Consider the following 17491-nt stretch of genomic DNA (forward strand, 5'->3'; position numbering starts at 1 on the left):
GTAATTTTTGTGTAAAATTTTATTATTTTATAATCTTTATGTAGAGTTATAAAAATTCATTGACATGCAACTCATAAAGATGTGTACGAAGAAGGAGCCATTTTATGGCATTTTATTTACGTCCTTATCAAATAGAATGTATTAACGCTTTACGGGCGGCATTGCGAAAACATCAATCTGTTTTGCTTCGTTTGCCAACAGGAGGTGGAAAAACTGCTTTATCGGCATTTATGGCGGGCACTGTAGCTAGCCGTGGTGGTCGAGTGGTATTTGGCGTTCACAGGCGAGAGCTTATACGTCAAACAACTGAAACCTTTGATAGCGTAGGTATTCCGTACGGAGTTATAGCTTCAGGTTATCGTTCTAACTTTAATGAAAAGGTACAGATTGCTAGTATACCAACTTTAGTGCGAAGGTTGGATTTGTATCCAATTCCAGATATTTATATTCCTGATGAGGCACATCATACTACCGCTACAACATGGGCGAAGGTGCATAACTATTATCGTGAAGGCAAAACAAAAATTGTTGGTCTTACCGCAACGCCACAGCGGCTTGATGGCGAAGGGCTTCAAGATTGGTTTGATCATATCGTTCATGGACCAGAAATAAGCTGGCTTATAGAAAATAGTTATTTGTCTCCTTATCGATTATTTGCTCCATCAATTCCTGATCTTTCTGGTCTTGCAAATTCAGGAGGTGATTATAATCGAACGACCTTAGCTGAGCGCATGTCCGGTACTAGGATTACTGGTGATGTCGTATCGCATTATAAACGCTTTGCAATGGGAAAGCGGACAATAATTTTTTGTGTCTCTATCAAACATAGTCAATCTGTTGTGGCAGAGTTTCGTCAAGCAGGAATTAAAGCAGAGCATATTGACGGAGACAGTCCAAATCGTGATCAGCTCATTAATGATTTTCGTCTCGGCAAGATAACCGTTTTGTCTTCGGTTGATTTAATTTCTGAAGGTTTTGATCTTCCCTCTATTGAGTGCGCCATCTTGTTGCGTCCAACTCGTTCACTTTCACTTTATTTACAACAAGTTGGACGTGCTTTGCGGCTATCTGAAGGTAAAACAGAAGCTATCATACTTGATCATGCTGGGAATAGCATTCCTCTATCACAAGGAGGAAGAGGACATGGTTTACCATGTGAAAATAGAGAATGGACATTGGAAGGCAGAAAAAAGAAGAAAGGGAATATATATGACAAAGGAGAGAAGGTAAGTGTTCGGCAATGTCCCAAGTGCTATCGTGTTCACCTTTCTCAACCATATTGTCCAACATGTGGACATGAATATGAGATCGCAAGCCGTGAAATAAAGCAAGAAGATGGTGAATTGGTTGAGGTATCGCGTCAACAAAAAATTCGAGAAAGCAGAATAGAGCAAGCCAGTGCACAGACTCTTGAGGAGCTTGTTGAGCTTGGCCGGAAGAAAAAATACAAAAATCCATATGCGTGGGCAAAGCATGTGATGAATGCTCGTCACAAGAAAAAATTTTCAAAGACGGGAATGTTCGCATGAAAAATCCATCAGATTTAATGAAATTTGTGCAGTTACGTTTGTCTGATATGGGAGCTACGGTGTGGCGTAATAATACAGCATCTGGCTGGACAGGAAAATCTATTCCTCTTGCGCCAAAACAAGTTTATCGTGCAAAAGGCAATGAGCGTCTTGTTTTTAATGCTAATTGGTTAAGAGCAGGGCTTTGTGAAGGATCAAGTGATCTCATTGGCTTTAAGACCATTACTGTAACTCCTGATATGGTTGGCAAAAAAGTTGCCATCTTTCATGCGTGGGAAGTTAAGTCATGTTCTGGAAGACTTACTAAAGAGCAGCTTAACTTTATTAACTACATCAATGAAAATGGAGGGTTTGCGACAACAGTCAGATCTGCTGAAGAAGCTCGTCATTCGTTTTATGGAGGGGAATGATGCACAATATAAAGAGTGACTTCATTGCGGCTATGGAACGTGCAGGAGTTTCTATAGATGTCTCTAGCAATAAGGGCGGGCATCCTATTGCAGATGGGAAACTTCATCGTGCTGATAGCTTTGGGCATAAGGCGCGTAATAAGAAATATGTATGGTATTTTTTACATATAGGAGATTGGGGAGCTTATGGAGAGTTTGGTGACCATAAACTTGGCATTAAGGATACTTGGAAATATAGAGAAAAGCATACAAAATTCACTGCTAAAGAGCGTAATGAGCTTCAAAAAGCTACCGATGCGGCAAGAAAGGCACATGCAGAGCATGTAGCCTTACTGCATAGGAATGCTGCTAATGTTGCAAAGGTATTACTGTCGGACAAATACAGCTGTGATGCTGATTATAGGCATCCTTATTTATTTGCAAAAAAATTAAGTCCTACAAAGGGAATAAGGCAAATTGTTAAAGAAACTTCTTATATTATTGATCCTGATGAAGAAAGAAAAAGAACCCGTCTTGGAACGCTTTTAATACCAGTTATGCAGATTAGTGAGAATGGCTGCGAGATTGTCGGACTTCAATTTATTAATGATAATGGTAAGAAATATTTTTTACGGGGCACGCCTGTCGGAGGAACGTATCACTCCTTTGGTGGGGAACCAGATTTAGACGGGGATGTCTATATAGCTGAGGGATATGCTACAGCGGCACGCATTCATCAGGCTACGGGTGATATGCTACAGCGGCACGCATTCATCAGGCTACGGGTAAGTATACCGTGGCGGCTTTTTCGGCCACTAATCTAAAACCTGTTGCTTATATTATGGCTAAGCATTATGCAGGGCGACGCATTATTATAATGGCCGACAATGATCGATTTACGGATGGTAATCCAGGTATTACAAAAGCAAATGAAGCAGCTAGGGCTGTTCAAGGAATTGTTGTGGTACCACAGTTTAGTGACGATGCAAAAAAAGGAACAGATTTTGATGATTTAGCACAACTTTATGGCATTGATGCAATTCGCAAAGCGATTGATACTGCACTTTCATCATCAGCTCCTGCTCATGAAATAATAGATGAGCCTTTAAAAGAAAGTGCTGTGGATTTTACAAATCTTAAGCAAGAGAGTAAACAAATTTTACGTAATTTTGGTGCTCCACATTTTCGTTGTCTTGGGATTGATGGTTTATATTTTTATTATCAACCTCTGGATGTAGCACAAGTGGTTAAGCTTTCAGCTTCAGCACATAAAATTGAAAATTTGCAAGTGCTGGCACCTATAGAGTGGTGGGAGATACATTTTCCACGTAAGAATGGTATTGATATGAAAGCAGCAGTTAATGGCTGTTTTCGTGCGTGCAAAGTACGTGGCAAATTTGTACCGCATAATGCAATAAGAGGACGCGGTGCTTGGTTTGAAAATGATACACCGATTTTTCACTCTGGCGATCAATTAATTGTTAATGGTCAAAAACAAGCTATAGGAGACTATCAGACTCGCTATGTGTATGATGAAGGAGAGAAAATTCCTGTTAAGCTAGATAACCCATTGACAACAGATGAGGCACGGCAATTTTTAGCATTGTGCCGCTCACTACATTGGCAAAACCCTGTTTCAGCGATATTACTTACAGGATGGTGTGTGCTTGCTCCTGTTTGCGGCTTTTTAAAATGGCGTCCCCATATGTGGATCAGTGGTGAGGCTGGAGCAGGGAAGTCTACAGTTATGGACAAAATTGTTAAAGTAGCGCTTGGCGAGACGGCACAAAATGTACTTGGCAATACGACAGAAGCAGGTATTCGCGCTATGTTAGGTCAGGATGCTTTGCCGATTATTTTTGATGAAGCCGAGCCACGTGATTTAGAAAGTCGCGGGCGCCTTAAAACAATTATGGATTATGTTCGCGCCAGTGCATCAGAAAGTCAAGGCATGATTTATAAGGGCACTGCAAATCAAGATGTTAAAGGTTATCGTGCTCGTTCAATGTTCATTTTTTCTTCTATTAACATGCAGATAGAAGGTTATGCTGATGAAAGTCGTATCACGCAATTAGTTTTGACTAAGCCTGTGGGTGATGTTGAGAGTGAAGAAAACAAGCGTCATTATGCGCGTTTACTTGATGATATTATGACACTTATGACACCTGATTTTGCTCAACGTCTTTTGGCACGCACAATTTTGCATTTACCGATTTTGCGTCGTTATGTTGATGTGTTTACGGAAGCAGCAACAATTCACTTTGGAGCACAACGTTTAGGTGATCAGATTGGACCAATGTTAGCGGGTGCTTATATAATGGCTACTACCAAAGACATCACAGTAAGTGATGCGTTAGAATGGATAAGTAAACATAATTGGGATGATATGTCGGCCAAGGATGCACCAAAGGATAATATACGATTTTTGGAACATCTTACGGGTTATATGGTACGCTATTCTACGCCAGAAGATGGGAATTGGGAACGGACAATTGGAGAGTTGTTAGACATTGCTGCTAATGCGCCAGACAATCATCAAGATATAAATGTAGGTCTTATAAAAAACAAAGAAAAAGCGTCTGCTCTTCGGGCATTAGCTCGGCTTGGCATTCGGCTTGGTCAAGATAAAGAACTTGGTACTATCGTAGAAATTAGTACGACTTATGAAGGGTTTCGTCAACGTATATTGGCGCGGACAGAGTGGAGCGGAACCAAATATCGTAATATTTTAAAAGCTGTCCCAGGCGCTTATGCAGGCAAGGGGAATCGTTACTTTTTTAGTGGGATTAATACGCCTTATGTTGCGGTACCAATTGATGCTTTGTTGCAAAATAAAACTTCTTTTTATGCTGAATAATTAACTAAAGCCACCCCATGCGACAGTTGTCTGCTGTTGGCTAAGAAATGATCTCCTATAATTGCATTTGTCGCGAACATCTGATGCGATTAGAAGGGGCAAGTCAAAACATGTCTGGAACAGATTTTTTACATGGCGTTGAAATAATAGAGATTGATGATGGTCCGAGGCTTGTTCGATCAGTTAAATCTAGCGTCATTGGTTTGGTGGGAACTGCTCCTGATGCGGATCCTATAGCTTTTCCTTTGAACACACCTGTACTTGTTGCAGGATCTCGTATGAAAGCAAGCCAGCTTGATACTAAAGGCAAGAGTCGCGGAACATTGCCTACAGCAATAGAACAAATCTTTGACCAGGTTGGTGCTTTTGTCGTGGTCGTGCGCGTTGAAGAAGGCAAGAATGAACATGATTTTAGTAAAATCATAGGGGGATACAATCAAGAAGGTCAAGATACTGGGATTTTTGCTTTTTTATCGAGTCAGCCAAATCTCGGTGTAACACCACGCATATTAATAGCACCAGGATTTACGCATCAGAGCTTGGTTGGTGTGGATAAAATAGAACTAACGAATGCGGGCAAAAATTATACGAAAGCGCAGGTTAGTCTATCTGATGGGGGTGGAGTAAGTGCTAGAGCGCATGCAATTATAAAGGATGGCAAAATTACAGCTATTCAAGTGCTCGCTGCTGGACAAGGATATGTTTCCACCCCCACAGTTATCATTGAGGGAGATGGAACTGGAGCAACAGCAAAAGCAACAATTGGAAATGTAGCAAATCCTGTTGTTACTGCTCTAATTCCTATAGCAGAACGATTGCGTGCAATTATTGTAGCTGATGGTCCATCAACTACAGATGAGGATGCAATAGCTTATGCTAAACACTTTGATCACAAACGTGTCTATATGGTTGATCCATTTGTTAAACGTGCAATTAATAGCTTTAAAGAAACCAGTATTGTAAACTTACCTGCTTCAAGTTCTGTTGCTGGTGTAATTGCAAAAGTTGATAGCGAAAAAGGGTTTTGGTGGTCACCGTCTAATCAGCTTATAAACGGTATTGTTGGCATGTCACGTCCAATTGATTTTTCCTTAGATATTCCATATTCACGTTCCAATTTGTTAAATGCTCAAGGCATTGCAACAATCATTAATGAGAATGGTTATCGGCTTTGGGGTAATCGTACTTTGGCAAGTGATTCAAAGTGGCAATTTTTATCCGTGGTACGCACAAGCGATATTATAAATGACTCTATTTTACGTTCGCATTTGTGGGCGGTAGATCGCAATATCACAAGTGCTTATTTTGATGAAGTTACAGAAAGCGTTAATGCTTACCTTCGCCAACTTAAAGCACTTGGAGCAATTTTGGGCGGACATTGCTACGCTACTCCAGAGCTTAATTCAGAGCAGTCAATCAAAGAAGGTAAGGCATGGTTTAATATTGATTTTACACCGCCTTATCCTGCTGAACATATTATTTTTCATTCTCGTATTGTTGATGATTATTTAGAGGAAGTGCTCTAATGGCTCTTTTATCTACACCGCGTATTTTAACAAATTTTAATCTTTATTTGGACGGTGGTTCTTATGGGGGACGATGTGACAGCGTCACTTTACCTAACTTGACCGCAACAGTTGAAAGCCATCGCGCTGCTGGCATGAACGGAAGTATAGATATTGCCACAGGGATTGAAGCCTTAACGATGCAAATGGTTATTTCAGATTTTGATCCAAAGCTGATTACTTTGTTTAACAACGATGATTGTGCCATCACTTTGCGTGGTGCTGTGAAGGCGCAAGGAAAAGAAAAAGAAGAGGGCGTTATTATCAATGCGCGCGGACTTTACAAAGGTTTGGAGTTTTCTCAATGGCAAGGTGGTTCCAAAACGACGCAAACTGTAAGCGCTTCTCTTACGTATTACCGTTATCGCCAAAATGACGTTGATTACGCAGAAATTGACCTTTTAAACATGGTGCAAAAAATTGGTGGTGTTGATCAACTTGCTGAACAACGTAGGATTTTAGGATTATAAAAATGGCAATGAAGCTTACAAAAGAAACAAACTATGAACTTTTAAAGCCTGTTACATTTGAAGGCGTTGAGCATAAAACTATTACTCTAAGGCGTCCCATAGTTAAAGATTTACGAGATATAAGTGAAGAGAACGGCATAGAGAATATGGAGCTTATGATTTCTCGACTTTCTAATTGGCCACCTGAAGGTGTGGAAATTCTCGATATTGCAGATTTTGCCAAACTGAGTGCCATTGTGGAAGATTTTGTAAATCCAGAAATGAATGATGCAGTTAAGTTGGGAAACGGAAGGCAGGCGCGTTAATAAACTGGGACGCGTGTGCTCATTTAATTGCTGATATTGCCACCGTGTTTCATTGGCCGCTTACAGAATTATTAGCTATGACACCCCAAGAATTAATGTTTTGGCGTGAAAAAGCGCGCGAGCGATCTGAGCAACAACAATAGAGGATTTGCACCATGGCTAGACCTGCTATTAAAACTGATATGCAGTTGGGGCTTGTTGATAAAGTTAGTAAGCCCATAGCTGCTATACAAAAAAAATGGCGCAAATTTTCACGAGACCTCAGGTTACGTCAGCTAAACAAGTCGTTTAAAAATATGACGCAATCCGTAAAAAATCTCAACAGTGCATTTTCACAAACAATGGGGCGTGCTTCTAAACTTACGGCTTTGCTTGGTCTTGGAGGTGGTGGTCTTGTAACGACTATGGCGCTTCTTGGCAATAATGTTAGTAAAGCTGCGAGTGAGCTGGATAAATTTTCTAAGCTAGTGGGCGTTGATGTCGAAACTATGCAAGAGTTGATTTATGCAGGAGAAAAGTTTGATATTTCTAATTCTTCTATGGTTGATGGATTAAAGTCGCTTAACAAATCAGCATATGAGTTTGCTCTTACTGGTAAAGGGGGAGCGGCAGAAGCTTTTAGAGCACTTGGTATAAGTGCTACAAATATGAAAGGGAAACTTAAAAATCCAGTTCTCTTATTTGATGAGATTATTGAGCGAATGAGTAAGCTTGATAATCAAACGCAGATCGATTTATCTTCTAAGATATTTGGTGGTAATAACGACGAATTCCTAAGATTAATGGGACAAACGCATAAACAACTTATAAGTATCTATAAAGAAGCTCGCCAATCAGGCACTATATTTAGCAAAGCAAGTGTTGAACGGGCAAATGCTTATCAAAGTAGTCTTCAAGAGCTATCGGTAACCTTAAGTGGCTTGAAAAAGCGCTTAGCTATTGGTCTTCTTCCATCTCTTGAAAATATCATCAAAGTAATGAATCAATGGCTAAAAACTAATAAAGAGTGGATTCAAACTAAGCTGACAAGCGCACTAAAATGGCTAGAGCAAACAATAAAAGACTTGTTAAACCCCGCTTCTGATTTACGTCAAAATATTGAATCTTGGAGAATGAGCTTTGTAAATTTTTTTAAAAAATTAGAGCCAATTGTAACTTTTATGGGGGGACCATTTAAAGCCACTTTAATGGTTTTGGGTTTCTATATAGCTGGTCCTATGGTTATGGCTGTAGGTTCTTTGTCTATTTCGCTTCTTAAGATGGCAGGATCAATAGGTGTGACTGTTCTTGGCAGTCTAGGTAAGCTGTTTGCTGGATTAAATGTGCTTAAGGTAGTAGCAGGAGGTTCGTTAATCAAAGTTATAAAGTTATTAAGTGTAACTTTTTTAAGATTTGGAATTACTCTGATGACTACGCCAGTTGGTTGGATTATTGCAGGGATTGCTGCTGTGGTTGCCATTGGGGTATTGCTTTATAAAAATTGGGATAAAATTGTAGCTTGGTTTGGTCCAAAGCTAAAAGCTCTAGGAGCTTGGTTTAGCAATTTTGGCTCATATGTTTCAGAGATGATAAGCAATCTTTTGGAGAATATCAAAGGCTTCTTTACTAAAATTTTGGGTTTTTTAAAGGATATTGATTGGCTTGGCATTGCGACAGGAATGATCACGGAGTTCTATAATGGCATTGTGAGTAAATTTTCTAGTATTTGCGAATTTTTTGCCAATATTGGTTCTCTCATATGGAGTGCAATTTCTAGTGCTGCAAGAATCTGGAGTAGTATTGGCAGCAAAATTATTAATTTTATCTGGGATGGACTTAAATCTGGATGGATCAATGTAAAAAGTTGGTTTTCTAGCGCTATAGGCAAATTTACCAGTTGGATGCCAAATTGGATGAAGGCTAAGCTTGGTATAAAAGTTGATACTTCAGGTGTAAAAAATACAACTGGAGATGCAGAAAATAGCATTAATTCACTTGCTGCTAACATAGATGGGATTAAATCTTATAAAGCTGCTGTCCCAATGAATGGAAGCAATGAAGGCGCATTTTGTCAACCATTGCAAACACAAAAGACGATTATCAATAATACTATTGATGCTACCGTTCGTATTGAAGCTCTTAATATTAATAATCCTGATGGTTCACCTGCTAAGATCAAAGCTCTTATAGAATCTATGCTTGCAAAATTTGCAGCTGAACAACGACGTGCTCTCGCATCAAGTTTATCGGATTAATGTCATGGTGATGATGGGTTTAGGGGACTTCCGCTTTTCATTAAATACGGCAGCTTATCAAAGTTTAACACAGACAGATAGCTATCCATGGGTAGAGCAACAACGTTTGGGGCGAAAACCCGCATACCAAATTATTTCCAAAGACTCAAAAGAAATAACCCTTGATGGAATCGTGTTTCCTAATTGGCGGGGTGGGCAAAAACAAATTCACGCTATGCGCAAAGAGGCGGAGAAATTAACACCATTATGGCTTGTCTCAGGTTTAGGAGATGTTTTGGGGCGCTATGTCATTTTATCTATTAGTGAAACTCAGGATTTGTTTGGCGCTTATGGACAGCCAATTAAGCAAGAATTTAGTTTAGAATTAAGAGAGTATGGAGACGATGTGGAGGAAGAATGGCTGCACAATATTTAAGTCACGACGGTGATATGGTTGATGCTATTTGTTGGCACTATTATCCAAAACATCAGCAAGCGCTTGCAGTTGAAGAAGTTTATCGCACCAATTCAAATCTTGCGGAATATGGTGCTGTTTTGCCAAGTGGGATAATGATTATATTACCAGAACTTCCTAAAGAGCGCACGAGACCTATCATTAATTTGTGGGGACAATAACTGTGAAGCCAATCTGGAAAATTACTGCTGACGGCTACGATATAACACAAAAAATATCTACCCGTCTTATATCTTTGGCAATAACCGAGGAAGCTGATCATAAGAGTGATAAAGTATCCATAGAGCTTGATGATAGTCCACGTGAGGTGGATGATGCTGTTTTAGATATTCCCCTGATTAATACAGTTATTGAAGTAAGCTTGGGTTATGAAGGAAAGGGAATGCGTGCGATTGGTACCTATTTTATTGATGAGATCAGTGTTAGCCCATCACCACGCACACTCAAAGTCACAGGTCATGCTGCAGCAATGGGGAAAAATTATCGCACACCACACACGCAATCATGGCATGGAATGACTTTGGGTAAAATCATTGAAGAAATAGCGGTGCGGAATGGTTACGAAAGTATGATTGATCCAGCTGTAGGAGATATAATAATCTCCCATGCTGATCAACATAATGAAAGCGATATGTCTTTTGCGGTGCGGCTTGCTAATCATTATGATGCTGTAGCCCGCCCGATGTCAAATAAGTTGGTTCTTGCAGTACGTGGAACGGGCAAATCTATAACGGGAACAAGCTTGCCCACATTAGAGATATCCGAAAAAAACTGTTCTGACTGGTCATTTGAATATAGTGCTCGAAAAGAAGTGGGTACAGCAAGTGGCTTAAAAAGCGGTTCAGGAAGTGATCAGACAGCGGCAGGTGGCGCTACTTATACCAATCCAAATACCCACACAGATAAGGATGATCTTATATGAGTGTGGAGACTGAAGGGAAGAGTGGTGGTGTGCGTGCTTGGTACCATGATATTCAAGCAGGTGAAAAAAAATCTGTGACCATTGGAAGCCCTCCTTACTGTGACTTGCGTTATACGTATCACAATGAAGATGAGGCTAAATCTGCTATTAAAACTTATCAAGATCGCTCTTTGCGAGGTGAAGCTAAATTTTCGTGCGATATAGGCGGAAATCCTAACATCATGGCGGAGGCAGTTTTACGATTAAATCCTGCCTTTAGACCATATATTCCACGAGAGTGGCGCATAAAAACTGTCAAACACAAAATTGATGCCCTTAGTGGTTTTGTAACCAGTCTTGAATGTGAAGTTTTTGCTGGGAGCCACCAATCTTCAGATGATTTGTTTTCTGAAAATTACAAGCTGGAGGACAGCAACACACATACAGACAAAGACGATTTTATTTAAATAGGAAAAAGTATGACGCGATCAATCAATAAAGAAGGGCTAAGGCTTATTAAACAATGGGAAGGTTTGCGATTAAAGTCTTATCAGGATGCTATTGATGTATGGACAATTGGTTATGGCCATACCAGTACTGCTGGAGAACCTTTGGTGCATAAAGGTATGAGTATCACGGAAAGAGAAGCAGAAACTATTCTTTGCCAAGATTTAAAACAATTTGAGAATACTGTTGAGCAAGCAGTTGCTGTCCCTTTAACGGATGAGCAATTCTCGGCATTGGTATCTTTTTGTTATAATGTAGGGAGAACGGCTTTTTGCAATTCGACATTGCTCAAAAAGCTGAATAAAGGGGATTATGAAACAGTGCCAGCCGAATTACAGAGATGGAGTAAAGCAGGGGGAAAACGTCTTCAAGGTCTTGTAAATCGCCGTGCAGCAGAAGCAGGTTTATGGGCAAAGGGGTCTTATGTTTGTTCAAATTATCAACCGGTAGAAACAAAAGAACCAACAGGTGCTTTCAAAGCAGAAATTCTTGCACCAATTATTAGTTCTTTTTCTGGGTTTGGAGGCTTGTTAGCGGGCAATGGCCCAGTTCAATGGGCTTTGGCAGCCATTATGATTATAGCTGCCTGTATCGGTGTTATGTTTATAGCCAAGCGTTTTCATGAGCAACGCTTATGATCTGGCGGATAAAGAAAAACTTGATACTCATGATGGCAGCTTTGGTTGCTTTTTTTATTGTTATAGCGAAAGCCTTTTACCTTGGAAAGAAATTTGAACAACAGAAGCAAACAAAGAAAGCTTTAGAAGCAGCAACAACAAGGCTTAGGGTGGAAAATGAGATTAACAAGAAAAGTGATGCTGATGTGCGTGCTGATCTCTCTGACTGGGTGCGCGACAAATAGGTCTGTTTCCTGTCTAGGTTGGATGCCCATTTACTTAAGCAAACAAGATCTGAACTCCATCAGCTCAAACTTAGCAAGAGATATCTTAAAGCATAACAAGCAAGGTGAATGCTTGTGCGGGTGGAAACATGGCCAGAAAAAAGACTGAGCAAATAACAGAACTTACGGAAGCAGAAAAAAAAATGCTTCAAGAGATGATTGTTACCTACCAAAGTGTAAAAATGATGTCTCGCTTTATGAAATGGATCGTATTTATCATCTTTTTATTCATTTTTGAATTTGCACGCTTTATGGATGCACTAGACAGTATCTTTGCACACTTGAAGCAGTGGTTTTCAAAAAATTGAAAAACATATATAAAACACATCATCTTTTCTTAAAAAATCTCGATTATATTTTTATATGATAAAAAAAGACGTATTTCATAGAGATACGTTCGATAATTATTCCATACCACAAAAATTATCTGTGAAGCAGCAAAACAAGGGGAGAAGCAAAACCAAAAATAAAAGGCTGGGCTGGTTATCCAGCCAACGGGAAAAGTTTAGCGACAAACCCGTCCGATGCCAAAAGACATAACATCGCAGCCATTCTTATCATTTGAAGCAATGAGAAGGCGGCTATTATGTATGGAAGAAGTTAATAAAGTATGGAGACAATTTATTCTGAAACATTACAATCTGTTGCTCCTGTGACACCAGCAGCAGCTTATATTGGTGGCAAAAGAAAGTTGGCCAAAACCCTTGTCAAAATCATTGAAGAGATTCCGCACAACATTTATGCTGAACCTTTTATTGGGATGGGAGGAATTTTCTTTAGAAGAAAATTGATCCCTTCTGTAGAAATCATCAATGATCGTTCAGGGGATGTGGTCAATTTTTTCAGAGTTTTGCAACGCCATTATCAGCCATTTATGGATCTTTTGAAGTTTCAGATCAGCAGTCGTCAGGAGTTTCAACGTCTCTCACGACAAGATCCAAAGGATTTAACCGATTTAGAGCGTGCTCTTCGATTTTTATATCTTCAAAGATTAGGCTTTAATGGTCAAGTTGTTAATCGCACGTTTTGTGTTGGAAATGATCGCAGCGTACGGTTTCATTATTTTAAGGTTGAAGCGTTATTAGAGCCTCTTTACCGCCGCTTAGCAGGGGTCATAATTGAGAATTTAGATTGGTCAGACTTTATGCTTCGCTATGATAAGTCAAATGTCTTGTTTTACCTTGATCCGCCTTATTGGGGTGTTGAAGATTACTATGGGAAGGATTTGTTTAAGCGGGAAGATTATCCGGTGATGGCGACGATTCTTGCGCAATTAAAAGGCAAGTTTCTTCTTTCTTTAAACGACGTACCAGAGATTCGGAAAACCTTTAGTCAATTTCATATAAAAGAGGTCACCACACTTTATTCATTTGGCGGTTCAAACATTGCCAAGGAGCTTATCATCACAAATTGCGCTTTTTAACAAAAAAATACTCTTTGAGTTGAGGGGCTTTAAAAGCCCCTTTGGAGATCCCTTGAAAACCCTTTGAAAAAAATGGATTGGTACAAAACCTGGTGGCAAGCTACAATGATCTTAATACTTCCCGTCTTGAAGACGGGAAGACGGGAATTTCGTGATAAAGTTAAGCTACTTTTATAACAGGACTTTCCAAACTAGGATCATAAGCCTTCAGAAAAGCACTCATAATTTGAGGAAATCCTGAATCCCCAAAATTTGTAAGGATTGCCAAACTCTTAATAACATTGGGAACTTCATCTTGAAGTTTTAAAACGAGAGCATTTTCTATTATACTCATAGTCTTAACCATAGCATTACAATCGTTATCTCCAAAACGATCATCATTACAAAGGTGAAATAATGTTATCCATGAATCACACAAAGCATCAATACTGATATTCATTGCACACCTCCGTGGATTTGTTCTCTCAAGTATGCCAAGCCTTTTGCTGTAACACGTGCCTGAACAGAAACTTTCTCGCTGCCATCATCTCTTTTAAACACATTCGTCGCACAATCCATAAGCCCCTGTTGTATCTTATCCTGATAGGGTACAAATTCAGATGTACCCACGCGCTTATATATCCAACGTTTTTGTTGCATATAGCCGAATAGATCTTTCGGACGTATTTCAAGCATTTTAGCGGTATCTGTGATGCACATAGTCCCCTCAGCACGAGTTAAATGATCATAAGCTATAACCTTAGGGGTTTGTTGTTCAATTAATGCTTCTTTATTTTGCAACTCCTCTTGCATATGGGTGATGACACCAAGTATCGTGCGTGGATCCGAATAATCAATCTGTGGTGCTGATACTTTCTTCTCCAATTCTTGCCACCGGTCAACTATCTTGGCTCGTAGTGTAGTGCTATAACCTGACACAAGAATTAAACATTCACGCTTGGGAAGGTGGTAACAAGGACGGTTTTCACCTTTCACATCAGTGTAAGTGCCACTAAAATCAACCGCCCCAAATTTGGGGGCGTTAAGCTCTTCAAGCATTTTCTTGATGTCTCGCATAACATGGTCATGCCTTTTATTACACAATTCTGCAATTTCACGGCTAGACATAGTCTGAACCGTTGCACCATTAACAGTGCTTTCTGTAATTTTTATAAGAGTGTTCATGATGAACTCCTATTCGTTAGATGTTTTTGATTGACACTCAAGAAGAGTGCCGGGTGCTCAAAAACACGGCGAATAGTCCGTCGTTACACTTTCCCCGTAAGGGTATTGTATAGTGTAACCACACCCGACAAAATCATTGTACACACGTAGCGTATCATGAGTCAAAACATTAAATGAGCGGGAAAAGATTATTCGGTAATCTGACCGCTATTCGCTTAAGGTGTTTTTGAGGCACCTGAATCAAGGATAGACATATTCTCGCCATATTGTCAACGAATAAAATTTCTTTCCGTTCGTTTTTATCTTTTATACCGAGCATTACTTCAGAACTGAAGTAGTCAATCTGTGGTGCTGCGATTTGCTTCGCACGTCGCTCGCACTCGATAAAGTACTGACGTGCTTGTTTGTCTTTATCATTACGCTCTACCATGGCAAGCTCCTTCGCCATGTCGAGCGTGAGGTGATAAATATTTAAAATAACGCTATTGCGAAAACAAACACCTTTAAAAAATCACATTTTTAAGACTGAATACATCATGCAGATTTCCGGTTTGCGTACCAGTTTCTCCATAAGTGCTATTAATACCACAAGCGTCTACACGACCATCTTCATAGAGAAGACCAATGCCCCATCTTGATGAGATACCATAAAGATTCCAATCAACAATTTTGCCAGAGACTCCTAATACACGGGTAAAGCGTGTGTTAGAAGAAGTATTCTTGCCTATACCAAGATTGCCGTTGCTGCTATAACCTGCCGCCCAAAGCTGATTGTCCGCTTGAATAATTGTGCCATTATAGCCAAAGCAACCACAAATTTTTATTTTTTTTACTTTACCTTGAAAGGAATGATTTGGCCAGTAGGGTGCGTTTATCTGTGTCGTAGTGCCATTGCCAAGTTGTCCATAACTGTTTGCACCCCATAAATAGACATGTCCTTTTTCGGTTAGTGCTCCAACAGTGCAGCTTTTGCCATCAGATACAGCAATATCAGTAAACTTATCTTTATGTGTGATTTGGGTAAAGCTTGTTCTATTGGTTGTATCGCCAAGTCCCAACTGACCATTATTATTGTTCCCTGTACTCCAAATGCTGCCATCTTTTTTGATCACAAAGCCAGAACCAACGGGTGCAGTACCATCACTGAGATAACCACAAGTGGGTATTGCTTTATATACATTTGTCATGGTGGTATTTAAGGTTGGAGAAGAACGATTTGTTGTATCACCAAGCCCTAGTTGACCAAAATTATTACATCCCCAAACCCATAATGCGCCTGTTTTGTTGATAGCATAGACTGTACAGGGTGAGGCTGATATTCCGACATCTACGATATCTTCTAAAGCGCCACAACGAATAGGGGTATATTGATTTACTGTAGTTCCGATACCCATATTACCATAGCCATTATGGCCACAGCCATAAAGGCGACCGTCAGTGGTTAAAAAATATGCAAAGCCAGAATCGTAGTAGTTAGGACGATTAGTGATGATACGAGCAATTTTTATACCATATTTGACAAAATATTCGATGCGTTTTGGTAGGGCGCGTGCAACCGTATCTCCATGTCCTAATTGTCCGGCAAGATTACGCCCCCATGACCAAACTTCTCCATTTTCTGTTAAAGCATAATGTTGGAATCCGCCCGAATAAACCTCAACAAAACGGATATCAGGATCTTCAGGTGTAATAGTGCTTGGAATATAAATACTTTTTTCAGCAGGATTTCCATTAGAAAAATCAGTGCCTGATCCACAGGCTTTAATTAATCCATTGGCCATTAAGTAAACGCGAGTATCTATACTTCCACTTTGATTTACATTAGAAAGCTTCCAAACTTGGCGTGAAGGGTCAAGTGCTTGATTGCGCCAAGAGGGCGTAGTTCCAACCATTTGTAAAACTTGTGTATTATTTCCGCGTGGCAAACGCACTGGCATAGTACCATTGTGTGTGAGAAGATCACCTTGTTCTATTAGTTGATCAGAGCCAGCTGCCATCAAATCCCAATTATCACCTTGGGTTGGAATTACGTTGTTTATTGCGTGTTTTGCGACATAGCTAGAACCTTTATAAAACACTGCATCATGGCGAACATAGTGCGCCATATTATCATAAGCACCACGCCAATTTATACGGATATTTCCAAGACTAATCTGTGTCATAAAATTGTTATTCCTTTAAACTGTGAGAATGAGGTGGCCATTGTCATTAATAGTAAAGACGATATCAGGTAGCCCTATGAGCCAACTATCAAAATTATTGACTTCATAATTTCCTTTTCCGGTCGTCAGTGTGAGCTTAGCACCGTCCACATTTAGTCCGTAAAAAACACCACGGGTCTTTTCTAAAAAACGGGAATCGGATTCATTTTTGCTATAGACATTGTCACTATGTGCTAGGTTATCTAGATACGTCTCAAGATTTATAACATCAGTGATTTTATGATTATGTTGCCCTAGTGCAGCAGCGGGTGACATAAACCCAAAGCCCATTGTTTGCTTAGCAAGCACATAATTATTTGCAGCGATATTAGCACCAGATACGTCAGATAAATCGCCAAGCTTAATCTCTTTGTTAGCAGACATTTTACCGTTTAAAGCAGCTTCTAATCCGTTTACATCCTTCATCGCATGTTGGTGCTCTTTATCGGCTTTGTTATCAGTTGCATTACTGATGTTTTTTAGCGCTACATCAAGTATCTCAAGATTGGTGCGTAACAGTGGAAATTCATCAGCAATAGTTCGAGTTTCTTCTGGCAAGTGTAACTGATAATTTTTACTTTTCTTTGTCAT

At 39.8% G+C, this 17491-nt stretch carries 22 protein-coding genes and 1 pseudogene; 18 read left to right on the forward strand and 5 right to left on the reverse strand.

Translation table 11 applies throughout. The features are described from left to right. The first annotated feature begins 104 nt into the window (after positions 1-104). From V4B18_RS04680 to V4B18_RS04765, 18 genes are all read left to right on the forward strand, one after another. Entirely contained in the window at positions 105-1529 is a 1425-nt protein-coding gene (locus V4B18_RS04680) for a DEAD/DEAH box helicase (RefSeq protein ID WP_455475315.1), read from the forward strand. Then, the gene (locus tag V4B18_RS04685) at positions 1526-1939 is read left to right on the forward strand and encodes a VRR-NUC domain-containing protein (RefSeq protein WP_455475316.1); all 414 of its coding nucleotides are present in this window, start codon (positions 1526-1528) and stop codon (positions 1937-1939) included. The genes V4B18_RS04680 and V4B18_RS04685 overlap by 4 nt, the downstream gene beginning before the upstream one ends. Next, on the forward strand, positions 1936-2742 hold the full coding sequence (locus V4B18_RS04690; RefSeq protein WP_455475317.1) for a hypothetical protein: 807 nt from the start codon (positions 1936-1938) through the stop codon (positions 2740-2742). Before V4B18_RS04685 ends, V4B18_RS04690 begins: the two co-directional genes overlap by 4 nt. Then, positions 2715-4775, forward strand: coding sequence for a hypothetical protein (locus V4B18_RS04695; RefSeq protein WP_455475318.1), 2061 nt, complete (start codon positions 2715-2717; stop codon positions 4773-4775). Before V4B18_RS04690 ends, V4B18_RS04695 begins: the two co-directional genes overlap by 28 nt. Before the next feature lie 110 nt (positions 4776-4885). Then, a complete protein-coding gene (locus V4B18_RS04700) occupies positions 4886-6301 on the forward strand; it encodes a phage tail sheath subtilisin-like domain-containing protein (protein WP_455476534.1) in 1416 nt (471 codons plus the stop codon). Continuing rightward, entirely contained in the window at positions 6301-6810 is a 510-nt protein-coding gene (locus V4B18_RS04705; RefSeq protein ID WP_455475319.1) for a phage major tail tube protein, read from the forward strand. The genes V4B18_RS04700 and V4B18_RS04705 overlap by 1 nt, the downstream gene beginning before the upstream one ends. A gap of 2 nt (positions 6811-6812) precedes the next feature. Then, positions 6813-7115: a phage tail assembly protein gene (locus tag V4B18_RS04710; protein ID WP_455475320.1), complete on the forward strand. Its 303-nt coding sequence runs from the start codon at positions 6813-6815 to the stop codon at positions 7113-7115. Positions 7116-7150: 35 nt separating this feature from the next. Further along, positions 7151-7258: a GpE family phage tail protein gene (locus V4B18_RS04715; RefSeq protein ID WP_455476535.1), complete on the forward strand. Its 108-nt coding sequence runs from the start codon at positions 7151-7153 to the stop codon at positions 7256-7258. 12 nt (positions 7259-7270) lie between these two features. After that, positions 7271-9349, forward strand: a complete 2079-nt coding sequence (locus V4B18_RS04720; protein WP_455475321.1) for a hypothetical protein — start codon at positions 7271-7273, stop codon at positions 9347-9349. Continuing rightward, positions 9321-9764, forward strand: a complete 444-nt coding sequence (locus tag V4B18_RS04725; RefSeq protein ID WP_455475322.1) for a phage tail protein — start codon at positions 9321-9323, stop codon at positions 9762-9764. The genes V4B18_RS04720 and V4B18_RS04725 overlap by 29 nt, the downstream gene beginning before the upstream one ends. Further along, entirely contained in the window at positions 9746-9964 is a 219-nt protein-coding gene (locus V4B18_RS04730; protein WP_455475323.1) for a tail protein X, read from the forward strand. The genes V4B18_RS04725 and V4B18_RS04730 overlap by 19 nt, the downstream gene beginning before the upstream one ends. Positions 9965-9966: 2 nt before the next feature. Then, a complete protein-coding gene (locus V4B18_RS04735; RefSeq protein WP_455475324.1) occupies positions 9967-10725 on the forward strand; it encodes a phage late control D family protein in 759 nt (252 codons plus the stop codon). Next, on the forward strand, positions 10722-11171 hold the full coding sequence (locus V4B18_RS04740; protein ID WP_455475325.1) for a hypothetical protein: 450 nt from the start codon (positions 10722-10724) through the stop codon (positions 11169-11171). The genes V4B18_RS04735 and V4B18_RS04740 overlap by 4 nt, the downstream gene beginning before the upstream one ends. Positions 11172-11183: 12 nt before the next feature. Next, positions 11184-11849, forward strand: a complete 666-nt coding sequence (locus V4B18_RS04745; protein ID WP_455475326.1) for a lysozyme — start codon at positions 11184-11186, stop codon at positions 11847-11849. Next, a complete protein-coding gene (locus V4B18_RS04750; protein ID WP_455475327.1) occupies positions 11846-12073 on the forward strand; it encodes a hypothetical protein in 228 nt (75 codons plus the stop codon). Before V4B18_RS04745 ends, V4B18_RS04750 begins: the two co-directional genes overlap by 4 nt. Continuing rightward, entirely contained in the window at positions 12006-12221 is a 216-nt protein-coding gene (locus V4B18_RS04755) for a hypothetical protein (protein ID WP_455475328.1), read from the forward strand. Before V4B18_RS04750 ends, V4B18_RS04755 begins: the two co-directional genes overlap by 68 nt. After that, a complete protein-coding gene (locus tag V4B18_RS04760) occupies positions 12202-12420 on the forward strand; it encodes a hypothetical protein (RefSeq protein ID WP_455475329.1) in 219 nt (72 codons plus the stop codon). The genes V4B18_RS04755 and V4B18_RS04760 overlap by 20 nt, the downstream gene beginning before the upstream one ends. Before the next feature lie 302 nt (positions 12421-12722). Next, a complete protein-coding gene (locus V4B18_RS04765; RefSeq protein ID WP_455475330.1) occupies positions 12723-13535 on the forward strand; it encodes a DNA adenine methylase in 813 nt (270 codons plus the stop codon). A gap of 160 nt (positions 13536-13695) precedes the next feature. On the opposite strand, the gene V4B18_RS04770 is transcribed toward V4B18_RS04765, so the two are convergent. The 5 genes and pseudogenes from V4B18_RS04770 to V4B18_RS04790 form a co-directional block, all read right to left on the reverse strand. Then, positions 13696-13974: a hypothetical protein gene (locus tag V4B18_RS04770; protein ID WP_455475331.1), complete on the reverse strand. Its 279-nt coding sequence runs from the start codon at positions 13972-13974 to the stop codon at positions 13696-13698. Next, on the reverse strand, positions 13971-14699 hold the full coding sequence (locus V4B18_RS04775; protein WP_455475332.1) for a phage antirepressor KilAC domain-containing protein: 729 nt from the start codon (positions 14697-14699) through the stop codon (positions 13971-13973). The genes V4B18_RS04770 and V4B18_RS04775 overlap by 4 nt, the downstream gene beginning before the upstream one ends. A 283-nt stretch (positions 14700-14982) precedes the next feature. Next, positions 14983-15165, reverse strand: a pseudogene (locus tag V4B18_RS04780) (phage antirepressor Ant); the annotation flags it as partial. Between the two features lie 37 nt (positions 15166-15202). Further along, positions 15203-16861: an RCC1 domain-containing protein gene (locus tag V4B18_RS04785; RefSeq protein WP_455475333.1), complete on the reverse strand. Its 1659-nt coding sequence runs from the start codon at positions 16859-16861 to the stop codon at positions 15203-15205. 15 nt (positions 16862-16876) lie between these two features. Continuing rightward, positions 16877-17491, reverse strand: coding sequence for a hypothetical protein (locus tag V4B18_RS04790; RefSeq protein WP_455475334.1), 615 nt, complete (start codon positions 17489-17491; stop codon positions 16877-16879).

The sequence above is a fragment of the Bartonella sp. B17 genome (assembly GCF_053795755.1).